Here is a 16,082-nt window from a genome sequence, read left to right as displayed (position 1 = left end):
GCTCGATTTACTACATAACTCAATTCTAGTTCAAAGTCACCTGCACCCGCAGGTTCGACAGCAACGGTAATTTCAAAACTTTCTTTACTATAAGGGGTTTCGACTTCTTCTAGTTGCAGTCTTAGGCTCTGAAGTTGTTTGTCGATTTGTTGCTGCTGTTGGCGCAAATCTTCGCCTGCAAAGGCATATTCGGTAGTTTTGCCACCAATGAAGTCGAGAAAGTTTTGGGTGTCTTCTAGCCCCATTTGCTGGCGGGCGAGACTGCGGGAAAATGACTCTTGGGTTTTTTCGCGCAAGCCTTGAATAAAGTTAGATTGGAGTTTGGTAGTGTCGATTTGCGCCTGGAAACGGCGTTTTTCGGCTCCCAATCGATCGATTTCGGCGGTTAATTGGGCGATCCGATCGGCGACAGGTTCAGTGGTATATTGGCGATCGGTGGTGACTCCTTGTAATTTAACAGCGACGCTCCCCTTACCACCAACGCGCACTGATTCGGGATCGAGGGTGGTGGGTAAATTGGCAATAATTAGTTCTCGCTCGGTTCCAGTAAGCTGAATTTGCCCTCTCCGCGTGACTAAAGCGCGATCGGTGTAGACTGTGACTGCGGTAATTTGAGTGTCGATTTTCATAGATGGGAGTTGGGAGGTAGGAGATGGGAGAGACGGGGAGACGAGGGGACGGGGGGACTGGGAGACTGGGAGACTGGGGGACTGGGTGACTGGGTAGATTTTAATCCAAAATCCTCCTTACTTCTTACTTCTTACTCCAACCTCCCATCTCCAACCTCCCATCTCCAACCTAATGACATCGCCAGAATCTAAAGTTACCCTTGTAAATGAAGCGATAAACTGTCTCTTGGCTAAAATTGATGGCGAACATTTCCAGATCGGAACTTATTTACATAGATAGTAGCTCGAACGATTTCGCACGTATATGTCCAGATTCACTTACCAGTATCGCTGCCGAGCGCAGGACGATCGAACAACTATTAGAAATCGGGACGGCATTATCTGACTGTCTCAATTTAACAGAATTACTCGACCTAATTTTAGCAAAAAGTCGAGAAATTACCTGTAGCGACGCGGGTAGCGTTTATTTAATCGATCGCACTGACGGCGAACCTAAGTTAATATTTAGTGCGGCGCAAAATGATTCTCATCCTGACGTTTCTTTTAAATCGACTAGTATTCCTCTCAATCTCGAAAGTTTGGCGGGATATGTCGCAACTACCGGGGAAAGTCTAAATATTCCCGATGCTTACGCACTTTCGGCTAATTATCCTTACAAATTCGATCGACATTTCGATTTAGAATTCAATTATCGCACCGTCTCGGTGTTGGTATTACCGATGCAAAATCGCGATGGCGAAACCATCGGCGTATTGCAATTAATCGATCGCAAACTCAAAGCCGATCTCCAGATTACCCCAGAAAATGCCCTCTCAATTACCCAGCCTTATTCCGACTGGGAACGGCAAATCGTCCGCTCTCTGGCTTCCCAAGCTGCAATTTCGATCGATCGCAACCAGCTTTTAGAGAATATCGAATCACTATTCGCCGGATTTATCACCGCCTCGGTACAAGTCATCGAAAGCCGCGATCCGACTACAGCCGGACATTCCGAGCGCGTCGCCAAACTCAGCGTGCGGCTGAGTCAGGAGGTAAATAGCGTCGAATCGGGAATCTTAAAATCGATCCGATTTGACGAACGACAGCTCCAAGAAATTAGCTACGCTGCATTGCTTCACGATTTTGGTAAGATTAGTATTCCTGAAGCGATCGTCCAAAAAGGTAACAAACTCTATCCCCATCAACTTACCGAACTCAGCTATCGCTTCAATCTGCTGCGACGTACTTGGGAATTAGAGTCCGCCGAACAGAAATTTAATTACTTACTAAATCCTCCACTAGAACTTCAGCATCGATCGGGCGATAATTGTCTCCACTGTGGTTATTTACAACAGCTAGATCGAGAATTAGCAGCCAAGCTCGATCGATTACAATCGGATTGGGAATTATTGAATAAGTTAAACCAGCCCAACGTTATTCTGACACCAGAATTCGCCGATAAACTAGATGCGATCGTCGCAGATTTACACGATCTAGCTAAATATACTTATCGAGATCTCGATGGTAATTTGCAACCCTTACTCACCCCAACCGAAATCGAACAATTACTAATCCCCAGAGGTTCGCTTACCGTCGCCGAGCGTTTAATAGTCGAATCTCATGTCAGCCATACTTACGATTTCTTGCAGAAAATTCCCTGGACTAAACATCTGCAAAACGTCCCCAAAATTGCTGGCGATCACCATGAAAAATTAGATGGTAGTGGCTACCCTCAAGGGTTAATTGGTGCCCAAATTCCAATCCAATCGCAAATTATGGCGATCGCCGATATTTATGATGCGCTAACAGCCAGCGATCGACCTTATAAACCGCGTTTATCACTCGATCGAACCTTAGCTATTTTGCACCAAGAAGCCGCCACAGGCAAGCTTGACAGTAATTTACTAGCGTTGTTCGAGCAGCGTCAAGTTTACTCGGTTTTAGGCGATTTAAGTATTTAGATAAATTAAGCCAGAAGCGCATCTGGATCTACTAAGTTGCTCGACATTCAAAGTACATTCGCCGTTGGTTGTGCCTACGGCAGGCTACGCTAACGGCTCCGCGTGGGCGAACAAAGATTGAGAAAATAGAATATGTGATTTAGATGTCGAACAGCTTACTTTGAGAGCAATATTCGATCGATTAGCAGCTTGCTCTAGTTTACAGGTGGAATAAAATTAAACATTTTTGCCGCGCCACCAAGCACGATTAATAGCAAACCTCCCAGGATCGCTCTTGAGGTAAACTCTTGATTTTGAATTCTGGTAGATAGTCCATCAATTTTTGTGTCAAGAGTATTAATCTGTCCGCTGAGTCGCTCATCGACGTTTTTAATTTGTCCGCTGAGTCGCTCATCTACGGTTCTAATCTCTCCTTTTAGCTCGGTAACACTAATTTTGAGATCTGTGACATCTCTTTGGATATTATCTATTTTTTGGTCTATTCTATTCAGAATTTCTTTAAGATCGGTTTCGACAATTAGAGACATGATGTTATCCTCATGATAATTTAGTTAAGATTACCTCCGGTAGGCTTCGCCAACGAGCATTTTCAGTCAAGTTGCCATGCTGCTATTTTAAACTAACTAATCGAATTAGCATCTAAAATTTGTGGATGTCCCCAAATAATCTGTTCGTGCTTATAGATTACCATTCCTGGTTTAGCACCTTTGGGTTTATACACATGCTTGGTTTCTGTGTACACTACCGGGACTGCTTGGCTTTGTCTGGCGCGACTATAATAAGCAACAGCGTTGGCTGTAAATTGTAAATCTGCTTCTTCGGCTACCGCACCAGGGGTAATTCTTAATAAGCCATGACTCCCGGCAATTTCTTGAGCGTGAAACCACAGATCGTATTCGGTTGCTGTTTTAAAAGTTAATACATCGTTTTGACGATTGTTCCGTCCGATTAATAGTTCAAATCCGCTGGGAGTTTTGAGCGAGCGGGGTTTTGTTTCGGCTAATTCTGATTTTGCTAATCTATCTGCTGTGGGAAAATATCCGGTATCGATTAACTCTTTTTTAATTTCTAATAGAGTTTGGAGCATTTCTGGTGGATTGTTAGTGCCATCCTCTTGAATCTGAAGCACACTTTCTTCTACTTGTTCTAAATAATCTATTTCTGCTTGAACTGCTGCAAGTAGAGGATCTACGGCGAGTTTTGCTCGTTTTAATTTCTGGTGCCGTTTATAGAGGAATTGGGCATTTTGAATGGCATTTTTTTCGGGTTCGAGTTTGATGGTGACTGGTTCACCCGTCTGAAAATCATTAAGGATAATTTGTTTCATCCCTGGCGACCATTCCTGGAGATATGCCATTAATAAATCGGCGTTGGTGCGATATTCATCTGCGCCTGTAGACTCTTGGAGTTTGGTTTTGAAGGTGTTGGCTTTAACTCGTAATTTAGCTAGAATCGTGCCTAATTTTTGGGTAAGTTGATGTTTGAGTTGACTGAAGGCTTCGCGATCGAGAATCTGGGTATAATAAGTCTCGACGGCTGCATTAACGGTGGCGACGGGAGTAATTGAGATGCCCCATCCCATGACGCTGTAACCGTTATTAGTTAGATAAGGATTGAATCGATATCCTTCGACTTGTGTGACGGTTCTGAGCCAGATTTGCCAGTACTCAAATAACTTTTCCCAGTCTAAAGGCGAAAGCGTATCGGTAGTCTGCACGGGATCTAATCCGGCTGTAAAAATTAGCTCGTTCATCAAGATCGTACTCAAACCGCGATAACTTTTGACGAGTCGTTGGTTGAGTTTACCAGGAATTAAGCTGACCCGATCGATCCAACGATCGATCGATTCCTCCAGATTTGGCATCGGATCTGTCAACGATGGCGGTACTTCGTAAGGTCTGCCAGTTTCGATCGTCCGTACGCTAGACTGTTTATTACTAACCTGATGTGCGGTGGTAATAATTAAATTATCGGCATCGGTGAGGGTAAGATTACTATATTTCCCGATCGGTTCTACATACAAATAATATAAAGCCTCGGCTCCCGGTCGTTTGGCAAATGCTAATCTCACCAAGCGTTCCCAAGGTAAGACGATCTCCATTTCCGTCATCGCCAATCCACCTAAAACGGAGCGCAATTGCTGGCTGAGGGTAAAGGTATCGGGTATCCGTGGTGGGGGATCTGTCAGCACGATGCGTGCGGCTTGTGGGTGCCAAGAGATGGCAATCCAGCCCCGTTTGTCGAGAGTTCGTAAGCTCAGAGCCAGGGTGTAGCGATCTTTTTGATATACCGATTCGACTCGCGAGGGCACCCACTCCGGTTGTAACTCCCGTACCGCTGCTGTTAATGTCGTGAAGTCAACCTGTTGCATCTGAATTTAGGCTTTAGGGGTTAGGCTTTAGGTTTTAGGCTTTAGGGATTAGAGTTTAGGCTTTAATCTTTAGACTTTAGAATTTAAGACGCAAGCGTCTTTCAAGCTTATCGAAAATCTAAACCCGATCCTAAAGCCTAATACCTAATACCTAATACCTAAAGCCTAATCCCTTATTCCGACAGCCAAGGGGAAACGGTAGGTGTCCAACTGACTAATTCTTCCTCTTTAAACCATAACGCAATCTCGCTTTGAGCGGTTTCTACCGCATCAGAACCGTGAATGATGTTTCGTCCGATATTGATGCCCAAATCGCCGCGAATCGTCCCTGGAGGGGATACTAAGGGATTGGTGGTACCGATAGCTAGCCGGGATGCAGCGACGACACCATCGCCTTGCCAGACCATTGCCACAACTGGCCCAGATGTCATAAAATCGACCAAACCAGCAAAGAAGGGTCTTTCTTTGTGAACTGCGTAATGCTGCTCTGCTAATGCGCGGCTGGGGTGCATTAATTTTAAGGCGACGAGGGTAAAGCCTTTTGTTTCAAACCGACGAATGATTTCACCTACTAACCCACGTTGAACGCCGTCGGGTTTAATCGCGATAAATGTCCGTTCCACCGTGAACTCCTAAAATATAGATAGACTTGCCAACCACAGATTATAGTTCTATTCGCGATCGTTTAGATAGGTTTTAGGCTTTAGGTTTTAGGTTTTAGGTTTTAGGTTTTAGGCTTTAGGATAAATGTTTCGCGATAGTATACCGATTTAGCAACAATGCTTAACCATCCACTATCCACACTTCGGCTGTCGCTCAGTGCAAGCTATCCACTATTCACTAACTCTACTTTTTCGCTCCTTCGATCGCCATGCCATTATTATCTAAATTAATACTGTCTACTTTAAAATTCTGTTGCTGTAAATGTAGATCGATCGCCTGTTGAATTTTGGCTGGAGCTATCCCAAGATCTTCAGCGAGTTGGGCGATCGTAAAATTCATTTTACCAACCTTGATTTGAGTATCAGGAGCGAATTTAATCTGAGTGCCATCGACAATTGGTTTACCGACAATCCCGATATAAATATCTCGATCTTTCAAGAAAGTTAACTTCTCAGTGAGCTTACTTAAAGCAGCAACTTGAGTACCCGATCGTCCGTTACGTGCCAGTTGGTCTAAATTCACCAATGCACCAGTATGGATTTTGCCATCTTTAATATTAGTTTTAATTCCTTTAATTCCGACTGGAATCTGTTTGTTTGGTTGAGAAGTTGCGATTTTAGATACTACCAAATTATTGAGATCGCGATCGCTAAGTTTGACCGTAACTTTTTGCCCAGCTTTAGCCTTATCGAGCGGGGCAGTTAGTTTCTGTGAGCTAACAGCAGCTTGCTCCGAGATCTGCTTGGGCTGCAATGGTAGAGATTGACTATCTTGCTTATCTTCACTGGCTTTAATATATTCTTCAGGAATCTGAACTGCCTGTTGCCACAGATAGTAGAGAATCCCAACAGTCCCAATTAAAGTAACTATAATTAATTTGCCAATAACTTTCTGCATCTTTTAAAATGTATTTTTTCAATCCGAACAAAAAATGTTATCATAATATTATAAAGTTAAGATATTTCATGTTTTAATCTTATAAACTAGCTATTTTGCACGAAACATGACAATCTGGGGAAATCTGGTAGCGATCGCCATTATGGTGTTCGGATTATGGCTCAATAACACCTCGATCGCCGCCCTTGGCTGCGCGTTCGCGCTAGTATTATCCTTACCCATTATCTATCGCGGCATCCGCGACGAACTGCTAGATTCGCTATCGCCAGCCCAACGACTACAACTGATTGCCTCAATCACCGTTCTCATTGCGTTCGTGGGCTTACTGCAAATTCTCGAATTTTTTGAGTACGTCAGTAGTTTTTCCGATAAGATCGATTGGAATGCTGTTGGTGCATCGGGTGAGTGGGGTGGGGCATTCGGTCAGATTTTAATAGCTATCCTAGCAGTATATATCGCTTGGCGACAGTATATTATTTCGCGCGACCTGACGATCGAGCAAAATCGCCTGACTACCCAACAAAATATTCTCACCCAACAACAAACCATCGACGCATACTTTCAAGGCATTTCCGATCTCGTCTTAGATGACGACGGATTCCTCGAAGATTGGCCACAGGAACAAGCCTTCGCCGCAGGCAGAACGGCAGCACTCTTGGGCAGTATCGACGCAGCAGGTAAAGCAAAAGTATTGCGCTTCCTGTCTCAGTCTAAACTACTCACGCCCCTCAGACGCGATCGCAGGCTCGGTCGGGCGATTTTGGATGGCGATGGGGGTTACGATGAAGATCGGCTGCATGGCGTTCGCGTTATCGATTTGGGGGTAATGTTAGCAGGTGCCGATATTTCTCAAGCCGACTTACGCTGGGCAGATATTAGCGATGCTAATTTGATTAGGGCAAATTTAAGCGGTTGCGATTTAGTCAAAGCTAACTTCTCGCGCACTATTTTATATGAAGCAAATTTAAACGGTGCGGATGTTAAAGGTACCCGGTTTTTTTATGGTGATGCCGAACTTGCCAGTCCCCGCAGTCGCAATGAGATTCCTAATTATACGACGGGTGAATTTACAGGCGCGGTAGTCGAAAATACCGATTTTACGAACGTTCAAGAAATGTCTGAGGAGCAACGTCACTACTGTTGTAAGTGGTGTGGCGACAAATCTCGGCTGACGATTCCAGGAGGATGTGAAGAGATTCCTAGTAAGGTACCACATAAGAAACAGATCGAGATTGCCTCTAAGTAACGCAAGTTGTTAGTTATAACCAAGGTTAAAGATTTGGGTATTAGGTATTGGGGATTGGGTATTAGCGAGGGGATAAAACCTTGCTTGGTGAAACACTCTGGCGAGAGGGAACCTCCGCGCGATCCGATCCGCAAAACCTAATAGCTAAAACCTAACACCCATCTTACTAAAAACCCATAGACTCGCAACTTGGGTTAGATAATAACCGATGGTAATTCCCACCAGGTTATTACCGCCAGCAGTAACGAATTATTCGCAATCTTCTGGACGGGGACGAGATGCCCAGTAGCCGACACCTAAACTGACACCGACACCCCATAACAACCATCCAGCGGCTAGTAACAGCCCTGGTTGTGTCAGACTGTACCAACCTTGAAACCAAGTTAAAGCCACACCATCTAATAACGTCGCCGTCAATGCCATTATTGCCACAGCACTGAATAGATTCGATCGATTGACTTTACCAATTACGGCACTAACTTTAACTAACACTCCAGCTACGGGAATGGAAGCGACAAACAATAATAACAGCCAAGGATTACCCTCTACAAACAATGTTTCTCCCCCAAGCCGAATACATAATAAAGCTTCAAACCAAAAAATGGCACCTAAAATTACGAACGAGATCGGGTTGAAAGGTGTTTGAGATAGGGTAACTTGAGTCATATTTTTTGCTCCAAATATTTGCAGGTAATTCCTTAGGAATGAGGATTTAATAATATACATATCCGCCACCCAACCTACGCAAGTTATTTAATCTTAATACTGTCTGAATGCGTTCCGTTCGAGAATTAGTTCTCGACGATACATAAACAACGGTAGAGCGCAAGAAAGCCCGATGCCAAAGGTTAGTCCGATGTAAAGGAAAACCCACAGCCGCGAAGATCCGAGCCGTTTTAGTTCGATCGCAGCATAGCCAAAGAATCCGATCGCACTAATTAGTAAATCGCTTGCCCAAGCCGTCGTAATATTATTCGTAAACGTGCGTTGTAAAAATAAATTTGGCGATAATAGTGCGGTAGAATCTTGCAGCAACCAGAACCAGGGTAGAATCGAACCTGCGATCGCCAAGAGCAGATAAAGTGGTTTCCAAGCGTAGATCGTTCGGGTTGTCGAGATATTCGGTAATGTTGACATACTTATTAATCTCAATTTGGTATGTCATAATCTTGGCAAAAGCGGATAATTAACACAATTACCCGTGAGGTAATCAAAGTTATCGTCTGGAGAGTTTTGCCATGCAGCAACACGAAATCGAGCATCGCCAAAATTCGTTTGGAATGCTGCTCAAGCAATGGCGAGATCGTCGCAGTTTCAGTCAGCTCGATCTGGCTCTCACCAGCCAAGTCTCCCAACGCCATATCAGTTTTCTCGAATCGGGACGCGCCAAACCCAGTCAGGAAATGGTGTTGCAATTAGCAACCGTGTTAGAAATTCCACTCAGACAGCAGAATTTAATGCTCAGTGCAGCGGGATTTACCCCGATTCATACAGAGACAGATTTATCGGCTCCAGAAATGAGTCCAGTCAGAAAAGCGATCGATCTGATGTTGCGCCAGCACGAGCCGTATCCAGCATTTGTAGTCGATCGATATTGGAATTTAATTATGACAAATAACGGCGCAACTCGACTGCTCGATGCTTTTATAGATCGAGACAAAATCAACGCGCTCTTCTATGCAGATGGCAAAATTAATCTCATGCGGGCATTATTTCATCCCCAAGGGCTGCGCCCATTTATTGTTAACTGGGAAAGCTTTATCGACCATTTGCTGCAACGCCTCCACCGCGAAACACTTGTCGAACGGGAAGGCGATAAGTCTACGGTATTACTAACCGAATTAATGAGCTATCCAGATGTTGCTAAAGTTTGGCAAACTGCCGATCGTAACGTCCAGAATACCCTACTGCTAAATATTCATCTTCAACGCGACGATCTAGAGTTGAAATTCTTCACGACGATCGCCACATTGGGCACCCCTTACGATATTACACTTCAGGAATTGCGAATTGAATGTCAGTTTCCCGCCGATGCAGCAACCGAACGCAATTGGCAAAATTACCTCAATTCAAGATCTTTTTCCTAAACTATTAGTGAAGATGTCTGAACTTTGATTAAAATGATTAAATGATGGACTATGATTAGACTGCTATCTGACAATCTGAGTTCATCTATTAGATCGGGTAAATCATAGTTCAAACAGTATATTCTTTATCGAGAATCACCTAAAGCCCAATACCTAAAACCTAATCCCTAAAACCTAATCCCTAATACCGATCCATAACTTGTCTGAGGGCACTATCCCAAATTGCCATGACTGGTTCTACGCCAAACCTAGCGATGGCTTGTGGTGCGTGGTGAGAGAATAATTGACGTTTGACGGGATCGGACATCAGGATATCCAATCCGACGGCTAGAGCATCGACATTATCAGGGACGATCAATAATCCATCGACACCATTATGGATGATTTCGCGCGGCCCACTCAGACAATCGGTAGCAATCACGGGTACGCCACAAGCCATCGCTTCGCCGAGGGTGACGGGAAAACCTTCAAATCTAGAAGAGAGGGCAAAAATGTCTGCTTTGCGGATGTGAGCGTCGATATTTCTGACGGTTCCGGGCATAAATACCCGCTCGTGGAGGCGTAACTGCTCGCATAAATCTTCTAGTTCGCCGCGCATTTCACCTTCGCCGAGAATTGTTAAAGTCCATTCGGGGTGATTGTCGCTAATCTGCGAAAAGGCTCTAATTAATAAGTCGAAACCTTTTTGGGGAATTAATTTACCGATCGCGAGTAGATGGCGATCGTCGGTGTATAGTTGAGACTCGATCGGATCGGATTCGGGTAAGGCGACGGGATTGGGAATGACTGCGGTTTCAAACCCGCGCTCGGCAGGGAAAAAAGACAAGCCGCTATGAGTCTGTACCGTTACCAGTGAGGCACGCCGATAAGTCCACTGTTGCAAGAATTTACCAATCCAATTTAATCCTCCAAAAGCGGGGTAGACGTGTTCGGTAACGATCGTCGGTACTTTGAGCAACCTGCAAGCCAAAAGTGTCATAATGTTAGTAACATTGACAAAGCTAATTACAACGTCAGGACGACTGGCGACGATCGCTTTTTTGAGTCGCCTAACGTGGTTGAGCGTGCGACCTAAGTTAGTGAGCTGATAGGCATCGCGATTGTCAATTCCTAACGAACGATATTCGACCCGTTTATCAAGATCGTAAAATGGCGACGACGTACCATCGTCGAACGAAAGGATGGTAACTTGCCAGTCACGAGCCGCCCAATAGTTGGCAATAATTGACACGACTCGTTCTGCACCACCAACTTCAAGCGAAGAACTTATCAGTGTAATTTTCATTAGATCTCAACAGGTATAGATTTTAGGAAGAATAATGTAAATTGTTAGCGAGATTGCCCATGCTAACCCTCCAGCCTTACGGCAATCGTACCCAAGCTAGCTGACATCTGGAGGCGATTCTCCGTTGGAGAAGCTACTTAGGCTACGCTCAGTACAAATCCGCCAACGATCGCTGATGTTTATTAGTACACAAAAAAGATCGACAGTAGATCGAAATTGAAGGTTGGAGGTTGGGGAACCAGCGATAGTCACTCGATCGAGCGGATAACTAGCAACCATCAACCGCTATGGATATTTGACGAACTCAAGTTGCTGTTATTAACTAGAGTAAAGTACTAATCTCTAAAAGTTAAACCGCAATTTGTCGCATATCTGTTTAGAATCGGATACTTAGGGGTTAAGAACGAGGTAACAGGATAGACTTATCTGGATCTTTACGGTAGCATAGCCGCTGAATCCGAAAATCGATGCGATATTATTGACTATATCAACTCCAGTTTTAAACCAGCAGATCTCCCCGCAGCGGCAGTTAGATCGGCAAATTCTTAACATGACAATTGCGCTCTTATTGTAATCATACCCACATCGACATCTAAAATTAATTATGAGCGTCAGTACCGATCGACTTCTTGATGGTAAAGCCTTAGCCCAAAAGATGCAGGATGCCCTCCAAACTCGCATCGGCAACTTACAACCCCAAATCGGTCGTCCGCCCGGATTGGCAGTACTGATGGTCGGCGATAATCCTGCCAGTGCCGCCTATGTCGGCGGTAAAGAAAAAGCCTGCGCCAAAGTGGGGATTAGGTCGTTCGGGCAGCATTTCCCAGCCGATGTCAGTCAAGACAAACTTACTGCCATCATCCACGAACTCAATGCCGACGAGCATGTCGATGGAATCTTAGTTCAATTACCATTACCTGACGGCTTAGACTCGGTTGCCTTGCTCCACGAAATTGCTCCCCACAAAGACGTAGATGGACTCCACGCCCTCAATTTAGGCAAATTGGTCAGGGGAGAACCCGGACTGCAAAGTTGCACTCCAGGGGGCGTAATGCGCTTGCTGGCAGAATATCAATTAGATGTATCTGGCAAACATGCTGTAGTTGTCGGGCGGAGTATTTTAGTGGGTAAGCCCCTAGCTTTAATGTTACTAGCTGCTGATGCGACTGTGACGATCGCCCATTCGCGCACTCCCGATCTGGCGGCTGTCTGTCGAACCGCCGATATTTTGGTGGCGGCGGTAGGCAGAACTCAGATGATAACTGCCGAAATGGTCAAACCTGGTGCGATCGTTATCGATGTCGGCATCAATCGAATTGCCGATCCGACGACGGGTAAATCGCGGCTGGTAGGCGATGTAGACTTTGAATCGGTTAAAGATGTGGCGAGTTGGATTACCCCCGTCCCTGGTGGCGTGGGAGCGATGACGGTTACGATGCTGCTCGAAAATACCGTCTGGAGTTATGCCAATACTCATGGTTTAGCTTAGGGGATAAAAAATCAATGAAACTCACCCTCAAAATTTGGCGACAACTCGATCCGCAAACTACTGGTAAATTTGTCACATACCAGTTAAATGACGTATCGCCAGATATGTCTTTTTTAGAAACGATCGATTTGCTCAATCAACAGCTCATTTTAGCCGACGCAGAACCCATCGCCTTCGACCATGATTGCCGCGAGGGTATTTGTGGCTCTTGTGCGATGTATATCAACGGTCGTCCCCACGGTGCCAACGAGCATAATACCACCTGCCAACTGTATATGCGATCGTACCAAGATGGCGATACAATTACGATCGAACCCTGGCGGGCGAATGCTTTTCCAGTAATTAAAGATCTGATGGTAGATCGATCGGCATTCGATCGGATTATTCAAGCAGGCGGCTATATATCAGTTAATACTGGAAATGCGATCGATGCCAATACAACACCGATTGCTAAAGATATTGCCGATGCCGCTTTTGCCGATGCCATGTGTATCGCTTGCGGCGCGTGTGTGGCTGCTTGTAAAAATAGTTCGGCGATGTTATTTGTCGCCGCCAAAGTATCGCACCTAGCGCACTTACCGCAAGGACAACCCGAACGCCAGCGGCGGGTAGTAAATATGGTCGCCCAAATGGATGCCGAAGGTTTTGGCAGTTGTAGTAATACTGGCTCCTGTGCGGCTGTCTGTCCCAAAGAAATCTCTTTGAATACCATCGCTCAACTCAATCGCGAATATCGTCAAGCTCGATTTTAAACTACCGATCTTAAAGATCGATCGTTCCAAGTCCCCCGACACCGTGACGATCTCGATCCGCGCGTCGGGTTGTTCGGGGGAAAGCTTCTCAAGCGAGCTTTTCGGGGGAAGCTTCCCCCGAAAACGTCACGCCCCAAGAACACTGGGCGGGTCACCCGCCCATCAGCACTTTTCGCTTTCAACTTTCAACTTTTTACCTCACCTGCTGTGGACAAACAACACTAGTTCCTGTCGGTTGTCCCTGCGAACCCGCAGCAACTAGAGTCACCTTCCCCTTACCATCGAATACCAAACCCACAGCCGGAGGAGCGATCTTGACGGGATTAATCGTCGTACTACTGGCGGCTGGCTGGCTGCTGGCACCACGCGCATCTTGCCACACGAGATCGCTAGTCAAAGGGTCGTTGGCATTGGGTGGGAGTCCACCGCGCCCCGCTACAATTAATTTATTCTGGCGGGTACTAGCACCACAGACTTGCGAGATCTGGTTGCTAGCATCGGTAGTCACATTAGGGAGTTCGGTACTATCTCGCCCTGGATTTGTCCCTGGGGTGCTGATATTTACTGTTCCGTTCTGTCCGAAGGTCGAACTGGAGGTAATATCGTTAGTAACGTTAGATTCCTGTCCCTTGGGACGAAATCCAATCCCAAATAGTCCTTGACTGGTGATACTTACTCGACCGCCATTACCAAATTCAGCATTAGCAGTAATATCGTTATTGCCTGGAGTGGCAATTATCAGCGGACTATTGATAGTGATATTGCCCCCATTCCCATCTTTTCCGGTGCTAGCAGAATCAGTACCAATGCCACTACGATTTCTCAATAATAAGTAGTCTTTGGTGGTGATGTTGAGATCCCCGCCTGTTGTATAGATCGATTGAGTGCTAACTTTACCCTTATTTAGTGCGACTGTGTTGGCATTAAGTGCGATATTTCCGGCATTGCCTGTTTTGCTGACCGATAGAGAGACAATTAGACCATCTATTAAGATCTTGTTGGCATTGAGTTCGATATTTCCGGCATCACCACCTTGCCCCAAAGAAATAGATGAAAATATAGCACCATTGGTCACAGCTAGATTGCGAGCCGTAATCTCTAGACTGCCACCTTTACCTATTCCCCCAAATTGTACGCTGCTACGTATGCTACTAGCAAAATCATCTTTCTCGCCATCAACAGAGACATCACCTGTAGCAGTAATCTTCACATTCCCAGCATCACCTCGTCCGCTAGTACTAGCAGTTAAAAAACCACCATTAGTAACAGCGAGATTACGAGTAATTATCTCAACGCCACCACCTTTGCCTACAGCCCCCTCATTTACAGTACTGAATGCGCCACTAGGAAAACCATCTTTGACACCATCAAAAGATATATTATCAGTAGCGGTAATCTTCACATTCCCAGCATCACCTTGTCCGAAAGTACTAGCAGTTAATTCAGCATGATTAGTCACGGCTAGATTGCGAGTAATTATTTCAATTCCACCACCTTTGCCTACTGCGCTCTGTCCTACAAGGCTGAGTGCGTCACCATTATCAAAAAAGATATCGCCAGTAGCGGTAATCTTTATATTCCCAGCATCACCTTTCCCTCTAGTAGTAGTAGATAATCGAGAACCATTCCTAACAGCGAGATTGGCAGTAGTAAACTCAACTGAGCCACCTTTTCCTACTGCACCCTGTTCTACAGTGCTGAATGCGCCACTACTAAAACCATCTTTTGTACCATCAAAAGAGACATCGCCAGTAGCGATAATCTTCACATTCCCTGCATCTCCTTGTCCGAAAGTACTAGCTTGGAATTGAGCACCATTCGTCACCGCCAGATTGCGAGTAAAGATCTCCATTCCACCACCTTTTCCTACGGCACCCTGCTCTACATTGGTGATTACGTCACCACCATTAAAAGAGATATTATCAGTAGCGGTAATCGTAAAATTACCCGCAGCACCCGTACCAAAAGTACTTGCAATTAATTTAGCACCGTTAGTTACAGCCAGATTGCGAGTAATTATCTCAACACCGCCACCTTTGCCTACTGCGTCCTGTTGTACGTTATTACGTATGCCACTACCAAAACCATCTTTAATACCATCAAAAGAAACATTGCCAGTAGCAGTAATCTTTACATTTCCCGCATCGCCTGTACCGAAAGTACTAACACTTAATACAGCACCATCAGTCATCATGAGATTACCAGTCTTAATCTCAATATTTCCCCCTTTGCCTTCAGCCTCCTTTGCTACGGTGCTGAATGCGCCACTACCAAAATCATCTTTTCTACCATCAAAAGAGACATTGCCAGCAGCGGTAATCTTTACATTTCCCGCATCGCCTGTGCCGAAAGTACTAGCACTTAATACCGCACCATTTGTCGCAGCCAGATTGCCAGTCCTAATCTCAATATTTCCCCCTTTGCCTACTGCCCCCTGTGATACGGTGCTGAATGAGCCACTACCAAAACCATTTTTTCTACCATCAAAAGAGACATTGCCAGCAGCAGTAATCTCTACATTCCCGGCATCACCTTGTCCGAAAGTACTAGCACTTAATACCCCACCATTAGTCATCGTGATATTGCCAGTCCTAATCTCAATATTTCCCCCTTTTCCGATTCCGCCAGCAGCGACTTGATTGAAAATATCACCTTCAGAGAGCGTGATTTTGCCAGTGGCATCGAGCTTAATATCTCCCGCTTGTGCTGTGGGCGAACCCAAT

Annotated in this window: 14 protein-coding genes; 5 read left to right on the top strand and 9 right to left on the bottom strand. The window is 45.2% G+C overall.

Annotated elements, in window-relative coordinates; translation table 11 throughout:
• Positions 1-629 (bottom strand): mucoidy inhibitor MuiA family protein (locus Q0R35_RS11120; protein WP_295617681.1); only part of this gene is annotated, 629 nt, incomplete at its 3' end.
• Between the two features lie 239 nt (positions 630-868).
• Between Q0R35_RS11120 and Q0R35_RS11115 the strand changes: the two genes are divergently transcribed.
• Positions 869-2,569 (top strand): HD domain-containing phosphohydrolase, encoded by a 1,701-nt coding sequence (locus Q0R35_RS11115; protein WP_295617677.1) that lies wholly within the window; start codon positions 869-871, stop codon positions 2,567-2,569.
• 194 nt (positions 2,570-2,763) lie between these two features.
• On the opposite strand, the gene Q0R35_RS11110 is transcribed toward Q0R35_RS11115, so the two are convergent.
• The 4 genes from Q0R35_RS11110 to Q0R35_RS11095 all read right to left on the bottom strand — a co-directional run bounded on the left by Q0R35_RS11110 (position 2,764) and on the right by Q0R35_RS11095 (position 6,500).
• Complete coding sequence (locus Q0R35_RS11110) at positions 2,764-3,096, bottom strand: hypothetical protein (RefSeq protein WP_295617674.1); 333 nt, start codon at positions 3,094-3,096, stop codon at positions 2,764-2,766.
• A 92-nt stretch (positions 3,097-3,188) separates the two neighbouring features.
• Positions 3,189-4,940 carry an NFACT RNA binding domain-containing protein gene (locus tag Q0R35_RS11105; protein ID WP_295617670.1) on the bottom strand — a complete coding sequence of 584 codons (1,752 nt, stop codon included), beginning with the start codon at positions 4,938-4,940 and terminating at the stop codon, positions 3,189-3,191.
• Between the two features lie 173 nt (positions 4,941-5,113).
• Complete coding sequence (gene ndk, locus Q0R35_RS11100; RefSeq protein ID WP_295617667.1) at positions 5,114-5,563, bottom strand: nucleoside-diphosphate kinase; 450 nt, start codon at positions 5,561-5,563, stop codon at positions 5,114-5,116.
• A gap of 223 nt (positions 5,564-5,786) precedes the next feature.
• Positions 5,787-6,500 carry a hypothetical protein gene (locus Q0R35_RS11095; RefSeq protein ID WP_295617665.1) on the bottom strand — a complete coding sequence of 238 codons (714 nt, stop codon included), beginning with the start codon at positions 6,498-6,500 and terminating at the stop codon, positions 5,787-5,789.
• A 106-nt stretch (positions 6,501-6,606) separates the two neighbouring features.
• Between Q0R35_RS11095 and Q0R35_RS11090 the strand changes: the two genes are divergently transcribed.
• On the top strand, positions 6,607-7,746 hold the full coding sequence (locus tag Q0R35_RS11090) for a pentapeptide repeat-containing protein (RefSeq protein WP_295617662.1): 1,140 nt from the start codon (positions 6,607-6,609) through the stop codon (positions 7,744-7,746).
• Positions 7,747-7,995: 249 nt separating this feature from the next.
• Here Q0R35_RS11090 and Q0R35_RS11085 read toward each other — a convergent pair whose 3' ends face one another.
• Both Q0R35_RS11085 and Q0R35_RS11080 read right to left on the bottom strand, forming a co-directional pair.
• Positions 7,996-8,412, bottom strand: a complete 417-nt coding sequence (locus tag Q0R35_RS11085) for a DUF5367 family protein (protein WP_295617659.1) — start codon at positions 8,410-8,412, stop codon at positions 7,996-7,998.
• A gap of 93 nt (positions 8,413-8,505) precedes the next feature.
• Positions 8,506-8,883, bottom strand: coding sequence for a DUF2834 domain-containing protein (locus Q0R35_RS11080; RefSeq protein ID WP_295617656.1), 378 nt, complete (start codon positions 8,881-8,883; stop codon positions 8,506-8,508).
• A 101-nt stretch (positions 8,884-8,984) separates the two neighbouring features.
• Between Q0R35_RS11080 and Q0R35_RS11075 the strand changes: the two genes are divergently transcribed.
• Positions 8,985-9,833: a helix-turn-helix domain-containing protein gene (locus Q0R35_RS11075; protein WP_295617653.1), complete on the top strand. Its 849-nt coding sequence runs from the start codon at positions 8,985-8,987 to the stop codon at positions 9,831-9,833.
• Positions 9,834-10,014: 181 nt separating this feature from the next.
• Here Q0R35_RS11075 and Q0R35_RS11070 read toward each other — a convergent pair whose 3' ends face one another.
• Entirely contained in the window at positions 10,015-11,118 is a 1,104-nt protein-coding gene (locus Q0R35_RS11070) for a glycosyltransferase family 4 protein (RefSeq protein WP_295617650.1), read from the bottom strand.
• A gap of 604 nt (positions 11,119-11,722) precedes the next feature.
• Between Q0R35_RS11070 and folD the strand changes: the two genes are divergently transcribed.
• Together folD and Q0R35_RS11060 are read left to right on the top strand one after the other, a co-directional pair.
• Positions 11,723-12,607 carry a bifunctional methylenetetrahydrofolate dehydrogenase/methenyltetrahydrofolate cyclohydrolase FolD gene (gene folD / locus Q0R35_RS11065; RefSeq protein ID WP_295617647.1) on the top strand — a complete coding sequence of 295 codons (885 nt, stop codon included), beginning with the start codon at positions 11,723-11,725 and terminating at the stop codon, positions 12,605-12,607.
• Positions 12,608-12,621: 14 nt separating this feature from the next.
• Positions 12,622-13,359, top strand: a complete 738-nt coding sequence (locus Q0R35_RS11060) for a succinate dehydrogenase/fumarate reductase iron-sulfur subunit (protein ID WP_295617644.1) — start codon at positions 12,622-12,624, stop codon at positions 13,357-13,359.
• A 193-nt stretch (positions 13,360-13,552) separates the two neighbouring features.
• Here Q0R35_RS11060 and Q0R35_RS11055 read toward each other — a convergent pair.
• The coding region (locus Q0R35_RS11055; RefSeq protein ID WP_295617641.1) for an S-layer family protein at positions 13,553-16,082 on the bottom strand (2,530 nt) is incomplete at its 5' end.

Origin of the sequence: Chamaesiphon sp. GL140_3_metabinner_50 (genome assembly GCF_025361915.1) — a bacterium.
In the GTDB taxonomy this organism is placed as follows: Bacteria; Cyanobacteriota; Cyanobacteriia; order Cyanobacteriales; family Chamaesiphonaceae; genus Chamaesiphon.
This window is presented reverse-complemented; position numbering and strand designations above follow the sequence as displayed.